The organism is Carboxydothermus islandicus (genome assembly GCF_001950325.1).
GTDB classification, from domain to species: domain Bacteria; phylum Bacillota; class Z-2901; order Carboxydothermales; family Carboxydothermaceae; genus Carboxydothermus; species Carboxydothermus islandicus.
Window position 1 is genome coordinate 1 of sequence record NZ_BDJL01000023.1, and the last position, 16,253, is coordinate 16,253.

The 16,253-nt window shown below is 42.3% G+C and carries 21 protein-coding genes; 9 read left to right on the forward strand and 12 right to left on the reverse strand.

All coding sequences use genetic code 11. From position 1 onward, the window contains the following. A partial coding sequence (locus tag ciss_RS04395; RefSeq protein WP_501161882.1) for a hypothetical protein occupies positions 1–193 on the forward strand: 193 nt, incomplete at its 5' end. 152 nt (positions 194–345) lie between these two features. Beyond that, a complete protein-coding gene (gene ychF / locus ciss_RS04400; protein ID WP_075865089.1) occupies positions 346–1,434 on the forward strand; it encodes a redox-regulated ATPase YchF in 1,089 nt (362 codons plus the stop codon). 40 nt (positions 1,435–1,474) lie between these two features. On the opposite strand, the gene yedF is transcribed toward ychF, so the two are convergent. Together yedF and yedE are read right to left on the reverse strand one after the other, a co-directional pair. After that, complete coding sequence (gene yedF, locus ciss_RS04405; RefSeq protein ID WP_075865090.1) at positions 1,475–1,708, reverse strand: sulfurtransferase-like selenium metabolism protein YedF; 234 nt, start codon at positions 1,706–1,708, stop codon at positions 1,475–1,477. A gap of 1 nt (position 1,709) precedes the next feature. Then, positions 1,710–2,921 (reverse strand): selenium metabolism membrane protein YedE/FdhT, encoded by a 1,212-nt coding sequence (yedE, locus tag ciss_RS04410; RefSeq protein WP_075865091.1) that lies wholly within the window; start codon positions 2,919–2,921, stop codon positions 1,710–1,712. Positions 2,922–3,078: 157 nt separating this feature from the next. Here yedE and ku point away from each other — a divergent pair, with 157 nt between their 5' ends. The 3 genes from ku to ligD are packed head-to-tail and all read left to right on the forward strand — an operon-like array spanning position 3,079 to position 5,557. Further along, positions 3,079–3,864, forward strand: a complete 786-nt coding sequence (gene ku, locus ciss_RS04415) for a non-homologous end joining protein Ku (protein WP_075865092.1) — start codon at positions 3,079–3,081, stop codon at positions 3,862–3,864. Between the two features lie 3 nt (positions 3,865–3,867). Next, positions 3,868–4,689, forward strand: a complete 822-nt coding sequence (locus ciss_RS04420) for an ATP-dependent DNA ligase (RefSeq protein ID WP_075865093.1) — start codon at positions 3,868–3,870, stop codon at positions 4,687–4,689. Further along, the gene (ligD, locus tag ciss_RS04425) at positions 4,676–5,557 is read left to right on the forward strand and encodes a non-homologous end-joining DNA ligase (RefSeq protein WP_075865094.1); all 882 of its coding nucleotides are present in this window, start codon (positions 4,676–4,678) and stop codon (positions 5,555–5,557) included. Before ciss_RS04420 ends, ligD begins: the two co-directional genes overlap by 14 nt. 2 nt (positions 5,558–5,559) lie before the next feature. On the opposite strand, the gene ciss_RS04430 is transcribed toward ligD, so the two are convergent. The 5 genes from ciss_RS04430 to ciss_RS04450 are packed head-to-tail and all read right to left on the reverse strand — an operon-like array spanning position 5,560 to position 9,182. Beyond that, entirely contained in the window at positions 5,560–5,976 is a 417-nt protein-coding gene (locus ciss_RS04430) for a secondary thiamine-phosphate synthase enzyme YjbQ (protein ID WP_011342972.1), read from the reverse strand. 13 nt (positions 5,977–5,989) lie between these two features. Continuing rightward, complete coding sequence (locus ciss_RS04435; RefSeq protein WP_075865095.1) at positions 5,990–6,220, reverse strand: hypothetical protein; 231 nt, start codon at positions 6,218–6,220, stop codon at positions 5,990–5,992. Between the two features lie 23 nt (positions 6,221–6,243). Continuing rightward, positions 6,244–7,629 (reverse strand): aminopeptidase, encoded by a 1,386-nt coding sequence (locus ciss_RS04440; protein ID WP_075865096.1) that lies wholly within the window; start codon positions 7,627–7,629, stop codon positions 6,244–6,246. Then, positions 7,620–8,171, reverse strand: a complete 552-nt coding sequence (locus ciss_RS04445) for a CvpA family protein (protein ID WP_075865097.1) — start codon at positions 8,169–8,171, stop codon at positions 7,620–7,622. Before ciss_RS04445 ends, ciss_RS04440 begins: the two co-directional genes overlap by 10 nt. A gap of 9 nt (positions 8,172–8,180) precedes the next feature. Further along, positions 8,181–9,182, reverse strand: a complete 1,002-nt coding sequence (locus tag ciss_RS04450) for a YkvI family membrane protein (RefSeq protein ID WP_075865098.1) — start codon at positions 9,180–9,182, stop codon at positions 8,181–8,183. Between the two features lie 95 nt (positions 9,183–9,277). Between ciss_RS04450 and yyaC the strand changes: the two genes are divergently transcribed. Next, positions 9,278–9,868: a spore protease YyaC gene (yyaC, locus tag ciss_RS04455; RefSeq protein WP_075865099.1), complete on the forward strand. Its 591-nt coding sequence runs from the start codon at positions 9,278–9,280 to the stop codon at positions 9,866–9,868. On the opposite strand, the gene ciss_RS04460 is transcribed toward yyaC, so the two are convergent. The 3 genes from ciss_RS04460 to ciss_RS04470 are packed head-to-tail and all read right to left on the reverse strand — an operon-like array spanning position 9,789 to position 11,206. Continuing rightward, positions 9,789–10,025 carry a YkuS family protein gene (locus tag ciss_RS04460; RefSeq protein WP_075865100.1) on the reverse strand — a complete coding sequence of 79 codons (237 nt, stop codon included), beginning with the start codon at positions 10,023–10,025 and terminating at the stop codon, positions 9,789–9,791. The two genes, yyaC and ciss_RS04460, sit on opposite strands and share 80 nt — an antisense overlap. A 46-nt stretch (positions 10,026–10,071) precedes the next feature. Further along, complete coding sequence (locus ciss_RS04465) at positions 10,072–10,710, reverse strand: phosphoribosyltransferase (RefSeq protein ID WP_075865101.1); 639 nt, start codon at positions 10,708–10,710, stop codon at positions 10,072–10,074. A gap of 1 nt (position 10,711) precedes the next feature. Beyond that, positions 10,712–11,206 carry a DUF4446 family protein gene (locus ciss_RS04470; protein WP_075865102.1) on the reverse strand — a complete coding sequence of 165 codons (495 nt, stop codon included), beginning with the start codon at positions 11,204–11,206 and terminating at the stop codon, positions 10,712–10,714. 90 nt (positions 11,207–11,296) lie between these two features. Between ciss_RS04470 and larE the strand changes: the two genes are divergently transcribed. The 3 genes from larE to larC are packed head-to-tail and all read left to right on the forward strand — an operon-like array spanning position 11,297 to position 14,015. Then, positions 11,297–12,100: an ATP-dependent sacrificial sulfur transferase LarE gene (gene larE, locus ciss_RS04475; protein WP_075865103.1), complete on the forward strand. Its 804-nt coding sequence runs from the start codon at positions 11,297–11,299 to the stop codon at positions 12,098–12,100. After that, a complete protein-coding gene (gene larB / locus ciss_RS04480; RefSeq protein ID WP_075865104.1) occupies positions 12,101–12,847 on the forward strand; it encodes a nickel pincer cofactor biosynthesis protein LarB in 747 nt (248 codons plus the stop codon). 1 nt (position 12,848) lies between these two features. Further along, positions 12,849–14,015, forward strand: coding sequence for a nickel pincer cofactor biosynthesis protein LarC (gene larC / locus ciss_RS04485; protein ID WP_075865105.1), 1,167 nt, complete (start codon positions 12,849–12,851; stop codon positions 14,013–14,015). Positions 14,016–14,062: 47 nt separating this feature from the next. Here larC and ciss_RS04490 read toward each other — a convergent pair whose 3' ends face one another. Beyond that, positions 14,063–14,956 (reverse strand): selenium metabolism-associated LysR family transcriptional regulator, encoded by an 894-nt coding sequence (locus ciss_RS04490; protein WP_075865106.1) that lies wholly within the window; start codon positions 14,954–14,956, stop codon positions 14,063–14,065. A 29-nt stretch (positions 14,957–14,985) separates the two neighbouring features. Then, positions 14,986–16,017, reverse strand: a complete 1,032-nt coding sequence (locus tag ciss_RS04495; protein ID WP_075865107.1) for a YeiH family protein — start codon at positions 16,015–16,017, stop codon at positions 14,986–14,988. Positions 16,018–16,253 lie beyond the last annotated feature (236 nt).

Below are 16,253 nucleotides of genomic sequence, written 5' to 3' on the forward strand. Positions count from 1 at the left end.
GACACGGTCGGTATCTTCATTAACCGACGGAAGGAATGAAGGTACTGCGGTAAAGGGGAAAACCTTACCGTACAAACCGTGGCGAGTTTTGCGGGTAGCCCTCCTGACCGGAGCTCTCCTGGACAGGCCATTATATCGTGACTTGTCACCGCTGAAGAGAATACTTGTCAGTGGTATGGGAGAAGGTGGCTGAAAAGCTGCGGTGAGTTCCTGCTTCTTGGGGCAGGGGCTATGGCTGTTCCAAATACCGCCAGTTGGGGCTGGGACAGTCTGAAAGGCGGACCACAAATACCCCAACCTTCTAAACTGATGCAGTTTTGCACAGTTTGGATGACCAGGAAGTAGATGGAAATAGGTATTGTGGGACTACCCAATGTGGGAAAGTCTACTTTATTTAATGCGATAACCAAGGCTAAAGCGGAAGCAGCCAATTATCCTTTTTGCACCATCGAACCCAACGTGGGAGTGGTAGAAGTTCCCGATCCCCGGGTGGATAAAATAGCGGAAGTAGTAAAACCCGAGCGGGTGGTGCGGGCGGTTACCCGTTTCGTGGATATTGCCGGTCTTGTTCGGGGAGCAAGCCGGGGAGAAGGGTTGGGTAATAAGTTTTTGTCCCATATCCGGCAGGTCGACGGGATTGCCCATGTGGTACGCTGTTTTAAAGATCCCAATATTACCCATGTGGAAGGGTCGGTTGATCCGGCCCGGGATATTGATACGATAAACACCGAGCTTATCCTGGCAGATCTTGAAACAGCCCAAAGGCGTTTAGAGCGGGCAGAAAAGATAGCCAAAAGCGGGGAAAAACGGGGCAAAATTGAGGCAGAAATGCTTAAAAGAATAATTGACGGTTTTGACCGGGGGCTACCGGTACGGGCCCATGAATTTTCCGATGAGGAAAAGGAGATTTTACGGGAAATTGGTTTTATTACCGCCAAGCCAGTAGTTTACGTTGCCAATGTGGGAGAAAAAGATCTTCTCGCGCCACCAAAAGAAGTAGATGTGGTACGGGAAATTGCCGCAAAGGAAAAAGCGGAAGTTGTTGTACTGTCGGCTAAAATTGAAAGCGAATTACAGGAACTTCCCGAAGAGGAGCGGGCTTTATTTTTAGAAGACCTTGGTATTGAAGAGCCTGGTTTAAATAAACTTATCAGGACCGGTTATGCCCTTTTAGGTTTAATTACCTTCTTTACTGCCGGACCCCAGGAGGTTAAAGCCTGGACCATAAAAAGAGGTACCAAAGCCCCTCAGGCGGCCGGTAAAATCCACTCGGATATCGAGCGGGGTTTTATCCGGGCAGAAGTTATTCCCTGGGAAGAGTTAATAGAAATTGGCTCGATGACCGCCGCCCGGGAAAAAGGCTTAATCCGCCTGGAAGGAAAGGATTACGTGGTGCAGGACGGAGATATCATTTACTTCCGGTTTAATGTTTAAGGCCGAAAAGTCAGAAACTTTTCGGCCTTTTATTTTAATTTCAAGGTTTTCTTACCAAAAATCTTAACGTTGGGCCAATTTTTTGCGGAGGTTCGGCCATCTCGTACCCGGCTTTTACCACTTCTTCCGGGACCGATTTAAACGATTGCGGACAGTCGGCTAAAATCTCCAAAAGCGAACCGCTTTCCAATTCTGCCAGAACCTGCAGGGAATACACCACCGGATAAGGGCATGGTTCCCCCCGTAAATCCAGGACATACCGTTTTTCTTCCATACTACACCCTCCTCACCGCCATGGTCTTATTTTTTATCATTGACCTGCCGCTTAATTCTCGTAAATCCGCCCACAAGTATAGACCCAAAAGGAACAAGCCAGTTAATATAATAGCCGGTAAGTAACCAAAATGTTCTATCAAGCTAAACTTCGGGAACGGTTCGACCAAGTATTTATAAAGCCCTTTATCCCACAGCAGGAATAAAAGGGTCGCTCCAATCACATTGCCCAGACCTACAAACCAGAAGTGAACCTGGCCTTCCATCGACCGGTACATCCAGCCGGTCTCACAACCTCCGGCAATAACAATCCCAATTCCAAATAAAAGTCCTCCAATTAGTGCATTGGGACCGGCCCAGAGAACTTTGGCCGGCGTTCCCTTGGCGATAAAGACCGCTGTCAGGAGCATCTGTACTGCCATACCCCAGACCAGAGCCTTTAAAGTAGTCGTGCGTCCAACCAACCATAAATCCCGAAAGGCCGAGGTAAAGCAGACCTGCCCCTTTTGAATTAAAAAGCCAAAAGCAAAGCCAAAAATTGTAGCAAGCTTTAAGATATTCGGCATTTCCGGCCGGGACAATAAAATACCGGCAAAAACTATAAGTCCGAGCCAACCTAAAAAGGGTTGTATCTGGGTATTAGCCTTTAAATTTCCAGCATTAAATTCTGAAGCCTTAACCAGTTTAGGTTCTCCCCGAAAATAAGGAGAAAGGGTAATTTTTATTCCAATATAGGTACCAAAAATTGTTCCCAGGGTAAAAAACCAGGTATGAAGAGAAAACTGAGGAATTCCGGTAAAAAGGGCCGCTAAATTACACCCCATAGCAAGGCGGGTGCCAAAGCCCGCAATTATACCGCCAACTAAAGCCTGTATTACCCTTTTTGCGGTAGGAATTCTAAGTTTAAAATTCTGCCCAAAAAGAGCAGCAATCAACGCTCCCGCAAACATCCCCAGCACCATTACCCCGTCTATCCGGGTTAAAATGGTGCCTTTATATTTAATAATCTTTAAATAAGTATACGGCGATAAGTCTACCCCGATTAGTTTAAGAAAACTTGCCCCCCAGCGGGTAAACTCTCCGGTAACCGCCCAGACCACTCCAACGGCACCAAAATAAAGACCGCTTAAAATGCCCAGAAGTATGACAACCGTCTTTTGGTCCCAAAAATCCGCAACTACTTTCCGGTAATAGCTTCTGACAATTTCGCCCATTAGCAATTTCCTCCTTTCTCTCCTTTAAGATAATAACATAATGAATATTTATATTACAAATTAATTTTTGTTATTTTTCTATTCAATAAAATTACTATTCGTTATACGTTTAAATATTTTTCTTCCCGCCATACTAAATTAAAAAGGAGCGGATTTTATGCGGCCAATCTGGAAGGGTTTTATTGCCTTTGGGTTGGTATCCATCCCGGTTAAACTTTATCCCGCTACCGAATCAAAAAGCATAACCTTTTCCCTGATTCACCAAAACTGCGGTGGGCCAATTCATTATAAAAAGTATTGTAATACTTGCAACCGGGAAGTCAGCCCGGAGGAAATTATCAAAGGTTATGAGTTTTCCAGAGGACAGTTTGTCACTTTTACCGAAGAAGAGCTGGAAGCTTTACCTAAGTTAAAAGGACGAAAAATTGAAATTTTGGATTTTGTAAACTTAGCCGAAGTGGACCCCATTTATTTGCAAAAAAGCTATTACTTAACACCTTCCGAAGGCGGAGAAAAACCTTATGCCTTATTAATGCAGGCTTTAAAGGATAGCAAGAAAATTGCCATTGCCAAAATGGTTTTAAGAACTAAAGAAAATATCGCCATGGTTCGGGTCTTTAAAGAAAAGGTTTTAACCGTTTCCACCATTTTTTATCCCGATGAAATTCGTAAGTTTGAAATAATGGAAATACCTGAGGCAATCCCGGTGGAGGAACGGGAGCTTTCGCTGGCCAAAATGTTAATCGATTCTTTAACCACTCCTTTTAATCCCGAAAAATATAAAGATACTTACCGGGAAGCATTAATGGAGGTAATTGAAAAGAAAATCCAGCATGAAGCCATTGTCATTCCTGAAGAAAAAGTTCCGGCAAAAGTTATCGATTTAACCGAAGCTCTTCGTTTGTCTTTAGAAAAAATCACCGGAGAAAAAGTTGGTGCATAAACTTTGTTTAAACCCATGCTTTTAGAAGAAAGGGAAGCTCCTTTTGATGATAGCTCCTGGCTGTTTGAATATAAATGGGATGGATTTCGCTGCCTTGTTTTCATTGAAAAAGAGGTGAAATTAATTTCCCGGAACGGTAAAAATTTAGCCCTTTCTTTTCCTCAATTGACCGAAGTTAAAACATTTTTTCCGAATGATACCGTTTTGGATGGAGAAATTATCTGGGGGGAGGGTAAGAAGGGAAGTTTTTCCAGGCTTCTGGGGTTCTCGAAAAAGGAAGAAAATATTTTTTTAGTAATTTTTGATGTTTTAAGATTTTCCGGGAAAAATCTTTTAACTACACCTCTTCTTGAGCGCAAAAGTTTTTTAAAAGATTTACCACCGCCTTTTAAAATTGCGCCGTACGTGCTTGAAAAGGGAATAGATTTTTTTAATAAGGCAGCTTCTGAAAATTACGAAGGGATCGTTGCCAAAAAAATTTCTTCTTTTTATTACCCGGGAAAACGTACTGCTTTCTGGCTTAAAATTAAAAATTACACCAGAGAAAATTTTCTCTTAACAAAAGTTTTCTTAAAACAGGGAAATGTGGAAAGCTTGATGGTTTTTGACCCAAAAACCAATAAAAGCTATAAAATCCCTTTTTGGGGACAAAACGACCTTTTAAATTTACTTGCCCCCATAGTTAAAGAAAAAAACCCCGGGGAAATTACCCTTTATCCTCTTTTAGAAGTTAGTATCCAATATCTTGAAAAAACCCCCGGGGGACTTCGCCATCCAACAATTGTGGGGTTTTCTCCGGCAGGAGGTAAAAATGGAATTAAGTAAAATCATTACCAACCCTGATAAGCTTTTTTATCCTGCGGATCTAATTTATAAAAAAGATGTTATTGCCTATTACTACTTAATGTCCGACTACATCCTTCCCTGTATCAATAACCGCCCCTTTGTGATGAACCGCTTCCCTGACGGAATTACCGGAAAAAGCTTTTACCAAAAAGAAATTCCCGCTTATGCTCCTAATTTTATAAATAGAGTAGCTATCTGGCACGGCAAAGAAAAGAAATGGGTAAACTATCCCTGTGTAGCAAATAAGGAGGCCCTTTTATGGCTTGTAAATCAGGGAGTAATCGAACTTCACTGCTGGCTTTCAAAAGTACCTTTGATAGAAAACCCGGATATTTTGGTTTTTGACTTAGATCCCGAACCGCCGTTGACGTTTAAAGATTGCCTTCCTGTAGCCCTTCTTTTACGGGAGGTTCTTTTAAAACTTGGCCTTGATGCCTGGCCCAAAACCTCGGGCAAAGATGGGCTTCACCTTTTTGTTCCAATAGAGCCCAAATATAGTTTTAAAGAAACTACCCGGGCAGCTTTTAACCTTTGCCGGTTAATTTTAAAAACTTATCCCGAAAAGGTAACTTTAGAGCGGGTAATAAAAAAGCGAACGGGCAAAGTATACCTTGACTATCTCCAAAATACCCGGGGACGCACTATGGTCTTTCCTTACAGTCTTCGGCCCCTGCCAAAAGCTCCGGTATCCACCCCTCTTTTGTGGGAAGAGGTAACGAAAGGGGAGATCTCCCCTGCCGAGTTTACTATCAAAACTATCTGGGAGCGGGTAAAAAAATACGGCGACCTGTGGAGTAATTTCCACCGCCGCCGCTATGATATTAAGCCGTTATTGGAGCTTATATAGGGTTATTCCCCGATAATTTTTACCAAAACCCGTTTTTTCCTTTTCCCATCAAACTCCCCGTAAAAAATCTGCTCCCAGGGGCCAAGGTCAAGCTTACCTTCGGTAACCGCTACCACTACTTCCCGGCCCATGATTGTTCGTTTTAAGTGAGCATCGGCGTTATCCTCAAAACCGTTATGCCGGTAGCGTTCATAAGGTTTTTCCGGTGCAAGCTGTTCTAACCATACTTCAAAATCGTGATGCAGTCCCGGTTCATCGTCGTTGATAAATACCGAAGCGGTAATGTGCATAGCGTTTACCAGGCAGAGGCCTTCTTTAATTCCCGATTCCTTTACGCATTTTTCTACGTCCGGGGTAATGTTGACAAAACCCCGGCGGGTAGGAAGGTTAAACCAGAGTTCTTTTCTATAGCTTTTCACGACCAACCACCACCTACTCCCGGTTTAGCCCAATAATTGACATAATTAAACCTGCTAAGGCAATTAAATATTCTATACCACCAAAATTAGAATTGGGGTCCGCAGCAATTATACCGCCAAACAGTGTAATATTTATCCCTAAAAGCATTAATTTTATACCAGAAACACCTTTTCTTAAAGCAATATTAATAATAAAACTTAAAAAAAGCCCCAAAACCAATAATGCGATTGCAATTCTTAGCATTGAGCCCCTACCCCCGATACAATTTATTTTAAATTATAAAACACCTTATAAGCCAGGTAAGCCTCGTAAATATCGGCTTTACCGGCTACTTCAAAGGGAGAGTGCATCGATAACAAAGCAACTCCCGCATCCAATACTTCCATCCCGAGATTTGCCAAAAACTGGGCTACGGTACCGCCACCGCCCTGGTCCACTTTGCCCAGTTCCCCGGTTTGCCAGCGAATTCCTTCCTGATTAAATAAATCTATTACCTCCCGCATAAACTCAGCGGAAGCTTCGCTGGTCCCGTACTTGCCGCCGGAACCGGTATACTTGGTTAAAACTATGCCGTAGTTCATCTGGGCTGCATTATTCTTTTCTACCACTCCTTCAAAGGTTGGATCAACCGCTGCTGTTACATCCGCCGAGAGCGCCCGGGCATTTTCTAAGGAAAGCCTAAGCAGAAGTTCGTCTTTTTCTCCCTGAGCTACCAAAAGCTTTAAGATAGCATTTTCTAAGAATTTACTTTGCATACCGGTGTTACCCATGGAGCCGATTTCTTCCCGGTCCATAAATAAAGCTATTGCTGTTTTCCCCGGAGCATCCACCTCTAAAAGGGCCTTTAAGGAAGTAAATACGCACACCCGGTCGTCCTGACCGAAGCCGCCAACCATGCTCCGGTCCAAACCTACTTCCCGGGCAGGCCCTGCCGGTACCAGTGATAGTTCAGCAGCAATTAAGTCTTCTTCAGTTAACCCAAAGCGGTCGTGGAGGAGTTTTAGGATATAAGTTTTAATTTTATTTTCCTTGGCCTCCTGGTCCGGAATATTCCCGGTAAGCGCATTTAAATCTTCCCCGGTAATGGCTTCTCTTATTTTTTTCTCCATCTGGTCTTTAGCAAGATGAGGTAGTAGATCGGTAATCGTTAAAACTCCCTCGTTTTCCTCTTCTCCGTACTTTATCTCTAAAACTTTCCCACCCTTTAATACTACGGTACCCCACAGGGCTAAAGGCCTTGTCACCCACTGGTATTTTTTAATGCCACCGTAGTAGTGAGTTTTTAACAGAACAAAGCCATCTTTTTCGTAAAGAGGCTGCGGTTTTAAATCAAGCCGCGGTACATCCAGGTGGGAAGCCACTAAATTAAAACCTTCTTTTAAAGGCTTTTCCCCGATCACCGCTAAAAGCACCGCTTTGTTTTTAAATAAAAGATAAACCTTATCTCCGGGTTTTAAAGTTTTTCCTTCTTTTAAAGCCTCTTCAAGATTCGTAAACCCCTGTTTCTGGGCCTCTTCCACTATGTAACTTGCTACTTTCCGTTCGGTTTTACAACCGCTTAAAAAATCAAGATACTCCCGGTTAAATAAGTAAATTGGATTTTGGTCTTTTGTGTTTGCAAAAATATTTTCCCGTTTTAACATTAAATCCATAGCTTAGCCTCCTTTATTCCTGTAAAGGTTGAAATGCCATCTTTAACTAAAGTAAAGAAGTAATTTAAAACCAGAGAATTTTGAACCAAACTTAAAAACCCTTTCATCTCTCCCCCGAAAGAAGTCTTAATTAAAACCCCTGCTAACGGTATTAAGATTAGAGATAACACCACTAAAAAAATAATCCCTTTCACCCCATTATAAAAAATTCCCAGAAGAGAATCTATAATTCCTAAGGGAGTTTTTCTAAGACCCCGTCTTATATTTCCCCCGGCTTTCCAAATTAAGAGGGCTGTTACTAAAAATAAAACCCCCTTAAACAACACCGGTAAGTACTGATTTTTCAGGCTTTGCGGAAGATAGGGCAAAAAAGCAGGAATAACTTTAGGAAAAAGCATGTCTCCCCATAAAAAAGAAACTATTACCCCACCTACTAAGGCTGTAATTTTTATCGGAAGCCCCAAAATTCCTTCTCGACTTCCTTTAAGTAATAAAAATAAAAACAATCCCAGCAGTAAATAATCAAGGGTATTGAAGCTCATCCTAACCACCTACCATTTTATTCCTATTAATAATTTTATCAAACAATATAAAAATAAAAAACCGGCATAGCCAAAAAGGGGGTATAAATATTTTACCAGGTACTGAAAGGGTATTAAAGCAACTAAAAAACTTAAAAAGTAGACAAAAAAAAGTAAACTTCGGCTTTTGGGTAGTCGAAGAGCCAAAGCCACTCCATCGGAAACTGCAGTAGTGGCCACTGCAAGCCAAATACAAATTCCAAAAAGCCAATAAGAAACAAAATGCTTTTTACCGGCTATATACAACAATGGTACTTGATATTTTAGTACCTCGGGATAGTTAGCGGCCAAGGCAAAATATATTAACCCCGCTAACAAACAAAAAAGTATTGTACCAAAAATCACTCCTCCGATAATATCAGCAGCTTTCATTTCCCGCCCCAGCGGCACCAAAACCGATCCCAAAAGCAAAATATTATACGAAGCATAGATAATTGCTGCCGATAACCAGTTTTGCAACCAATGGTTTTCTGCCGCAACGTACTTGAACGCACTTAATTCTTTACAGGAAATTACTATTAAAAAAATCACTAAGATGGGAGTTAAGATTATGTTTATATAATATAAACCAAGCAATTGTTTTTGCCCTGTTAAGAGAACAATTAAAAGCAAAAAGCCAATCCCAAAGAGTCCCGGAAGGTTAAAGTATTCGTGAAAAATCGCTCCGCTGGCCGAAAGCATCACCCCTAAACCTCCAAATAATACCGCGGTAAAAGCAAAATCCGCAAAAAACTGATAACCGGGACTTAGACTTAGCTCAATAAATTCCCGGTAATTTTTAAGTTTTAAATTATGGCTCACCTTTAATGTTCCCCAGGAAAAAAAACTCAATAACCCACCGGTTAAAACTATTCCCAAAAAGCCTTTTTCCCCGTAACGGTTAAAAAATAACATGATCTCCTGGCCCGATGCAAAACCTGCTCCTACCAAACTACCAATAATAATCATTCCAAGTTTTAACCAAATAACCATCACCCTCTCCGTTTGTTACTAAATTTTATGCAAAAATAGTATAAATTTTCCTTTATCTGGATATTATAGTAACAGGACGGAGGGGGGAAAGAAAGTTGAAGTTTTATTTTCAAAACCCGGAAGATAAAAAACTTTTAAAAGCAGCACTAAGTCGGGAGATTCTGCGAAAAGCCTTAAATCGACCGGTAGTAATTTTATGTATAGGTACCGATCGTTCCACCGGCGATGCTTTTGGCCCTTTAGTGGGAAGCTTTTTAAAAAACGCTCCGATAAGTTTTTTTCATGTTTACGGTTGTTTAGACGAACCGGTTCATGCGGTAAATTTAGAAGAAACTTTAAAAAATATTTATCACCAATATAAATACCCTTTTCTCATTGCTGTGGACGCTTCCCTGGGGTCATTAAACACCGTTGGACAAATAGTTTTAAAAGACGGTCCTCTAAAACCCGGAGCTGCTTTAAATAAAAAATTACCCCCGGTAGGAGATTTAAGCCTCACCGGGGTGGTTAATGTTGGTGGTTTTATGGAATTCATGGTGCTGCAAAATACCCGTCTCTCAACGGTAATGGCTATGGCTCGCTTTTTAAGCGAGGTCTTTGTTGAGCTTAATCACCAATTTTCTCACGCAAAACATTTACAATCTCTTCAGGGGAACGGCCGCTGGCGTTTATTACCGGAGCTTTAGTTTCGGTATCTTGCATCCCCATAAGGTTATTTTTAACTCCCGAAACTACAAAAGCATCCACCCGTTGCTCCTGTCGCGGATCTACCACTTGATAACCGGATTGTCTGAGTATTTCATGCAAATTATTAAGTCCCGGCTCCACCGCAACCTTTTTCATAAAACTCACCTCCCGGTGAGTTTATTTTTTTCAATTTTTTCTCTGCTTATCCTGAATAATTCTTAGCAAGAAGCGTTAAGACTTCCTCGGTTTCCACCGGACGGAAATCTTCGTAAAATTGACCAACGGCATAAAACTCTTCCGGAACCATTAAGGAAAATACAGCAAAACCATTATTTTTTAATAAATTAATAGCTTCGGTACTTGCCACCGGAACAACCACCGTAATGGATTTAGCCCCTTGCTTTTTTAACGATAAGCCAGCAGCTAAGACGGTATAACCGGTAGCTAAACCGTCATCCACCAAAAGGACATTTTTACTTGAATAGTCGTAATTTATATTGTCTATATTGTATATATTTTGCATTTCTTTGATTTTTTGCTGGGCTTTTTTTATTTGTTTTCCTACAACTTCTGAGGAAAGACCCAGTAAGCCTATGTATTCTTCATTTAAAGCCAGTGAACCATCTGCAGTAACTGCACCAATTGCTACCTCTTCATTATGCGGAGCCCCAATTTTTTTGGGTAAGATAAGTTTTAAGGGGATCTTTAATTTTTCAGCTATGGGAGCTGCTACTACCACTCCCCCTCGGGGTATAGCCGCGATAACATCTCCGTTAATACCTTCCTGCCATAATTTTGCGGCACAAAGCCGACCTGCATCCTCCCGGTTTTTAAAATACATATTATCTCCCTTCTTCCATCGCCTTCCGGATTGCCTTTTGCTCCTCTTCCGTTAGCGGATAGGTAGAAACACCCTGCTCCACCGGTTTTCCATACACAAGGCACTGCTCCCGCCCATACAGACTGGTAATTACAACCCCATTATTGTTGGCATCTAAAAAAGCCACCGAAAAGCTTAACTCTGAACCCAGGTCCGGTAAAGCTTTGAAACGAACCATTCCCACCTTTTGGATGGCCAGTAAAAGCCTTTGGTTTAACTCTTCGGTGTATTTTTTTAAGTTTGTAACTTCTTCTTTTAGTAACTCATTATCCCGGGCTAAATTCAGTAAAATATTTTCCAGGTTTTGTCCGGAGTTTCCTTTAAGTAAATCCTTTAGTTCCCTTCTTAGTTTAACCGTTTTTATATAAATGTTTAACAGGAACAGAAAAATCAACAAATTTATCCCGGCAATTCCCAAAACTACTTCCGGCTGCATTAATACTGTTAAATTGTTCATATAAATCCCTCCACTAACCCCTGTTTTTTTGTTCCAGAAAATTTGCTACAATTATTAATAAACACTATCAGCAAAAATTGGAGGTGCGGGATGGCGCAGCAGAAGCTCACAAAACTTACTTCTATTTTAACCGAAATGGATTCGGTTGTGGTAGCGTTTTCCGGAGGAGTTGACAGCAGTTTTTTATTAAAAGTTGCTAAAGATACTCTGGGAGATAAGGTAGTAGCCGCTGTGGGCATATCTGATACATACAAACCTGAAGAACTTTTAGCGGCGGAAGATTTAGCAATAAAGCTTGGAGTTAAACTTATCAAAGTTTATACCGATGAATTTTCGGATCCCAACTTTGTCAATAATCCCCCCGATCGTTGTTATTATTGTAAAAAAAGCCTTTTTAGCAAACTTATTGAATTAAAAAAACAATTAAATTTTAATTATGTTGTTGATGGAGCCAATTTAGATGATAACAACGACTATCGTCCCGGGCACCGGGCAATTGCCGAACTTGGGGTCCGTTCCCCATTACGGGAAGCCGGGTTTACCAAAGAAGAAATCCGCCGTTTTGCCCGGGAATTGGGACTCCCCAACTGGAATAAGCCGGCGGAAGCCTGCCTTGCCTCCCGCTTTCCTTACCATACGAAAATAACGAAGGAAAGTTTGCAAAAAATTTATTCAGGGGAAAAATATTTAAAAGATTTAGGCTTTAATATTGTCAGAGTTCGCTTTCATGATCCCGTTGCCCGAATCGAGTTGGCCCCTGAAGAATTGGGTAAGGCTGTGGAAATGCGCCAGGATATTGTTAAATATTTTCAAGATTTAGGCTTTAATTATATCTGCCTTGATCTCCTGGGTTACCGGACTGGCAGTATGAATGAAGTTTTGGAGGCACGGTAAATGAAAGATCTTTATAATGTTTTAAAAGAGGTTGAAAGTGGAAAAATTACTGCCGCAAAAGCTTTAGAAATTGTGCGGAGCGAGTTTTTTGAAGACCTTGGTTTTGCCCGGGTTGATTTTCACCGGGAAAGGCGAAAGGAATTTGCCGAAGTAATCTTTGCTCAAAATAAAACACCGGAGGAAACAGCCCTCATTGCCCAAAAACTTTACGAGCGTCACGGTCGTTTTTTAGCTACCAGGGTGAGTAAAGACCATTTTGATGCAATTAAAAAACTTATTCCCGCGGCTACTTACAATGAACGGGCTCAAACCTCCGCCTGCTACCAGGAAGGAGATCCTCGCCCTGGCACTCCTTTAATTATTACCGCCGGCACTTCGGATCTTCCGGTAGCCCTGGAAGCAGAAGAAACCCTTAAGTTTGCCGGATTTAAACCGCTAACCCTTTTTGATGCCGGTGTTGCCGGTATTCACCGTTTATTTGCCAGTATTGACTTAATACGAAAGGCCGATGTTATTATAGCGGTAGCAGGAATGGAAGGGGCATTACCTTCGGTCGTTGCCGGTCTTGTCTCCTGTCCGGTCATTGCAGTACCCACATCGGTCGGCTACGGTGCCAACTTTCAGGGGCTTTCAGCCCTTTTAACGATGTTAAACAGTTGCGCTCCGGGAATCGGAGTAGTTAACATCGATAACGGCTTTGGCGCTGCCGCTTTAGCAATTTCCATTTTAGGTTTAAAGGAGAAGTAAGATGTTGCTATATCTCGATTGTTTTATGGGAATTTCCGGAGATATGATGCTGGGCCTTCTTTTGGACCTGGGAGTTAACGAAGAAAAGTTTTTTCATCTTTTAAACACATTACCCCTGGAGTTTTCTTTAGACATTAAAACTGTCCAAAAAAACGGCATTTCCGGAAAAAAAGTTTCGGTGTTATATCCCGAACAGCATCAACACCGGCATTTAAATGATATCTATGAAATTATCGAAAAAAGTTCCCTTCCTTCTGAGGTAAAGGATAAAAGCAAGTACGCTTTTAAGCTTTTAGCCGAAGCAGAAGCTAAAATTCACGGTACAACAATTGCTAAAGTTCATTTTCATGAAGTAGGAGCAATCGATGCCATTGTGGATATTTGCGGTAGTATTCTTGGAGTTTACCTTTTAAAGGTAGATACGGTAATCGCTTCGCCGTTACCCCTTTCCCGGGGATTTGTAAATTCTGCCCATGGCCCCATCCCCCTGCCGGCTCCGGCTACCCTGGAACTTTTAACCGGTATTCCGGTAACTCCCGCACCGGTAGAAGGGGAACTGGTAACCCCTACCGGAGCTACCCTTTACCGGGTCCTGGTGAATAAAACGGAACCGGTACCGCCTTCGGGAAGTATTTTAAAAACCGGCTACGGTGCCGGAAGCAGGGATTACCTCTATCCCAATTTACTGCGGGGAATTTTATTTGCCGAAACCCCGGTAAAAGCAAAAACGGTAGTACTTTTGGAAACCAATATGGACCATCTTTTCCCCGAAGCTTTAGGTTATATTTTTAACCGGCTCTTGCTCGAAGGTGCTTTGGATGTATTTATTACTCCAATTCAAATGAAAAAAAACCGCCCGGGAGTGATCCTCTCGGTTCTTTGCCCTGAAACTGATGAGGACAGATTTGTCGAAATTATTTTTTCTGAAACCGGAACTCTGGGAATTAGGCGCCGGAGAATAGAACGTTATGAAGCCGAACGAGAAATAATTAAGCTAAATACCCGCTACGGTTTGATTCCGGTAAAAATTGGTCGCTTTCGGGGTAGAGTTATTTCCGTTCATCCTGAGTTTGAGGTATGCCAAAAAGCAGCTCAAGAATTTAAAGTTTCCTTTAAGGAGGTTTACGAAGAAGCTCTGGCGGTTTGGCAGGAGAAGTTTAATAGTTAATTGGCAAAAAGGAGCCGGAACACGGCTCCTTTTTGTTAGATTTAAACCTACGATAGATGCTCCCGGCAGAATTGCATAAAAGCCTGGGTAGCCGGCGAGTGAAACTTATTATTGTTTAAAACTAAATAAAATTCCCGGTAAATCGGTAAATTTTCTATGATCAGCTGCTTAAATATCCCCCATTTAATCTCCCGCTGTATCGTCCACTTGGAAAGGATAGCCGCTCCTAAGCCCGCTTCTACTGCTCCCTTGATTGCTTCGGTGCTGCCCAGTTCCATCACTATTTTTAGCTCTGAAAGCTTAAAACCGGCTGCCTGCAGTCGCTCTTCTATTACCTTCCGGGTGCCTGAACCTGGTTCTCGCATTATTAGAGGTAATGTTGCTAATTTATTCCAGGAAATCTGCCCGCATCCGGCAAGAGGATGGTTGGCCGCTACTACAACTACCAGTTCATCCCGCGCCACCGCTTCTACATGAAGTTCGCCGGCGGTTACCTCTCCCTCTACAAACCCCAGATCTAAGCTAAGATCAGTCACCCGTTCCAGTACCTTTTCGGTATTCATTATTTCCATGGTAATGTTTACTTCTGGATATTTTTGGTAAAAGGCGCTCAAAAGCGGAGGCAAAAGGTGACCACCGATAGTTAAACTGGCCCCCAAAACCAGCCTGCCTTTAATGATACCCGCAGCCTGGCAAATATCCTTTTGAGCTTTGTCCATTAGCGATAAAAGGTGCAACGTGTACTTATAGAGGATTTCTCCTGCCGGGGTGAGAGTAACCCGTTTGGTGGTTCTATCAAGAAGTTTTGTCCCATAATATTCTTCTAATGCCTGGATATGCATACTGATGGCCGGCTGAGAAATATGCAGGAGGCGAGCAGCTTCTGAAAAACTTTTCTTTTCCGCTACCACCCGGAAAATTTCCAGCTGATTTCGGTTCAAAAGGGAACCTCCTTTTTTATTATCAAGGCTTAAGTAATTGAAAATAATATCAATAATCCCCAGCCAAACAGGGCTAACGCCAGTGAACCGATTACACCCACCAGCAATGAGTTACCCCCTACCCGCCTGAAAGTTTGTATCCTTACGTGCAGGCCAAGGGCTGCCATAGCCATTGTCAGGAGAAAAATACTTACCTGCAGGATAAATTGCTCCATTGCCGGTGTCAGGAGGTTAAATGTATTTACCAAACTAAAGCCGAAGAAACCGAAGACAAACCAGGGAATGGGTAATTGCCTGGGGTGTTGCTGCGATGACCCTCTATGTTTTTTATTAAAGAGATAACCCATAACCATAGCCACCGGAATTAACAGTGCTACCCGGCCGAGCTTTACCAATAATGCAACTTCGCTGCTTACCTTTCCTCCGGCCATCGATGCCGCTACCACATGGGCTACTTCATGCAAGGTAGAACCGGTTAGCACCCCGTAAGCATAAGGGCTTAAAGGTAAAAAGGGTTGGAGCAGGGTAAAGACTAAGGCACCCAGAGTACCAAGCAGGGCAACAATACCTACCGATATGGCGGTTTCATTATCATCGGCATGCACCAGCGGCGCTACCGCAGCAATGGCCGCTGCCCCGCATATAGCGGTTCCTACCCCGAGAAGTGCGGTCAAGCGTTTGGTAAGGGAAAAACGCTTACCGAGCCACCAGAACAGGGCAATCGTAAAAATTATGACCAAGGCATCAATTAGAATGATTCGAGGTCCGGAGGCAATTATCATATTGATATCCAGACGGATACCCATTAGAGTAACACCAAGTCTTAACAATTTTTTAGCTGCAAAATTGATACCTTCACTGGCTATTCGAGGAACTCCCAGTACGGCCCGCCAGGAAATACCTAAAAGGATGGCGATTACCATAGTTCCCATCACGGAAAAAAGGGGAAGACTACTTAACTGCCGGGCCAGTATGGTTAATGCTAAAGTTAACGCTAAACCCCGTACCATATTAAATGATTTATTTTTTTTATTTATCAATACTATAGCTTCCTGTGACATATACTACCCCCTCTTAAGATATTTCCCCGGGGAATAAAGATTACAGCTATTAGAATATCATATAAATGGCGTCAACTGAAATATCAAGTAACGATAAATTTTATAAGTAATACTTATAAATCGAGTAGGAGGGGGTAATTAACCCCCGTCCTCTCACACCACCGTACGTACCGTTCGGTATACGGCGGTTCATGAGTTTACCCGAAGTTGTTGATACCTCTCAACTAAACTTATTA

Coding starts and splice junctions, on each gene's coding strand:
- ychF (WP_075865089.1), top strand. CDS start 346: ATGGAAATAGGTATTGTGGGACTACCCAATGTGGGAAAGTCTACTTTA.
- yedF (WP_075865090.1), bottom strand. CDS start 1,708: ATGGAAGAAAAACGGTATGTCCTGGATTTACGGGGGGAACCATGCCCT.
- yedE (WP_075865091.1), bottom strand. CDS start 2,921: ATGGGCGAAATTGTCAGAAGCTATTACCGGAAAGTAGTTGCGGATTTT.
- ku (WP_075865092.1), top strand. CDS start 3,079: ATGCGGCCAATCTGGAAGGGTTTTATTGCCTTTGGGTTGGTATCCATC.
- ligD (WP_075865094.1), top strand. CDS start 4,676: ATGGAATTAAGTAAAATCATTACCAACCCTGATAAGCTTTTTTATCCT.
- ciss_RS04435 (WP_075865095.1), bottom strand. CDS start 6,220: ATGCTAAGAATTGCAATCGCATTATTGGTTTTGGGGCTTTTTTTAAGT.
- ciss_RS04440 (WP_075865096.1), bottom strand. CDS start 7,629: ATGGATTTAATGTTAAAACGGGAAAATATTTTTGCAAACACAAAAGAC.
- ciss_RS04445 (WP_075865097.1), bottom strand. CDS start 8,171: ATGAGCTTCAATACCCTTGATTATTTACTGCTGGGATTGTTTTTATTT.
- ciss_RS04450 (WP_075865098.1), bottom strand. CDS start 9,182: ATGGTTATTTGGTTAAAACTTGGAATGATTATTATTGGTAGTTTGGTA.
- ciss_RS04460 (WP_075865100.1), bottom strand. CDS start 10,025: ATGAAAAAGGTTGCGGTGGAGCCGGGACTTAATAATTTGCATGAAATA.
- ciss_RS04465 (WP_075865101.1), bottom strand. CDS start 10,710: ATGTATTTTAAAAACCGGGAGGATGCAGGTCGGCTTTGTGCCGCAAAA.
- ciss_RS04470 (WP_075865102.1), bottom strand. CDS start 11,206: ATGAACAATTTAACAGTATTAATGCAGCCGGAAGTAGTTTTGGGAATT.
- larE (WP_075865103.1), top strand. CDS start 11,297: ATGGCGCAGCAGAAGCTCACAAAACTTACTTCTATTTTAACCGAAATG.
- larB (WP_075865104.1), top strand. CDS start 12,101: ATGAAAGATCTTTATAATGTTTTAAAAGAGGTTGAAAGTGGAAAAATT.
- larC (WP_075865105.1), top strand. CDS start 12,849: ATGTTGCTATATCTCGATTGTTTTATGGGAATTTCCGGAGATATGATG.
- ciss_RS04495 (WP_075865107.1), bottom strand. CDS start 16,017: ATGTCACAGGAAGCTATAGTATTGATAAATAAAAAAAATAAATCATTT.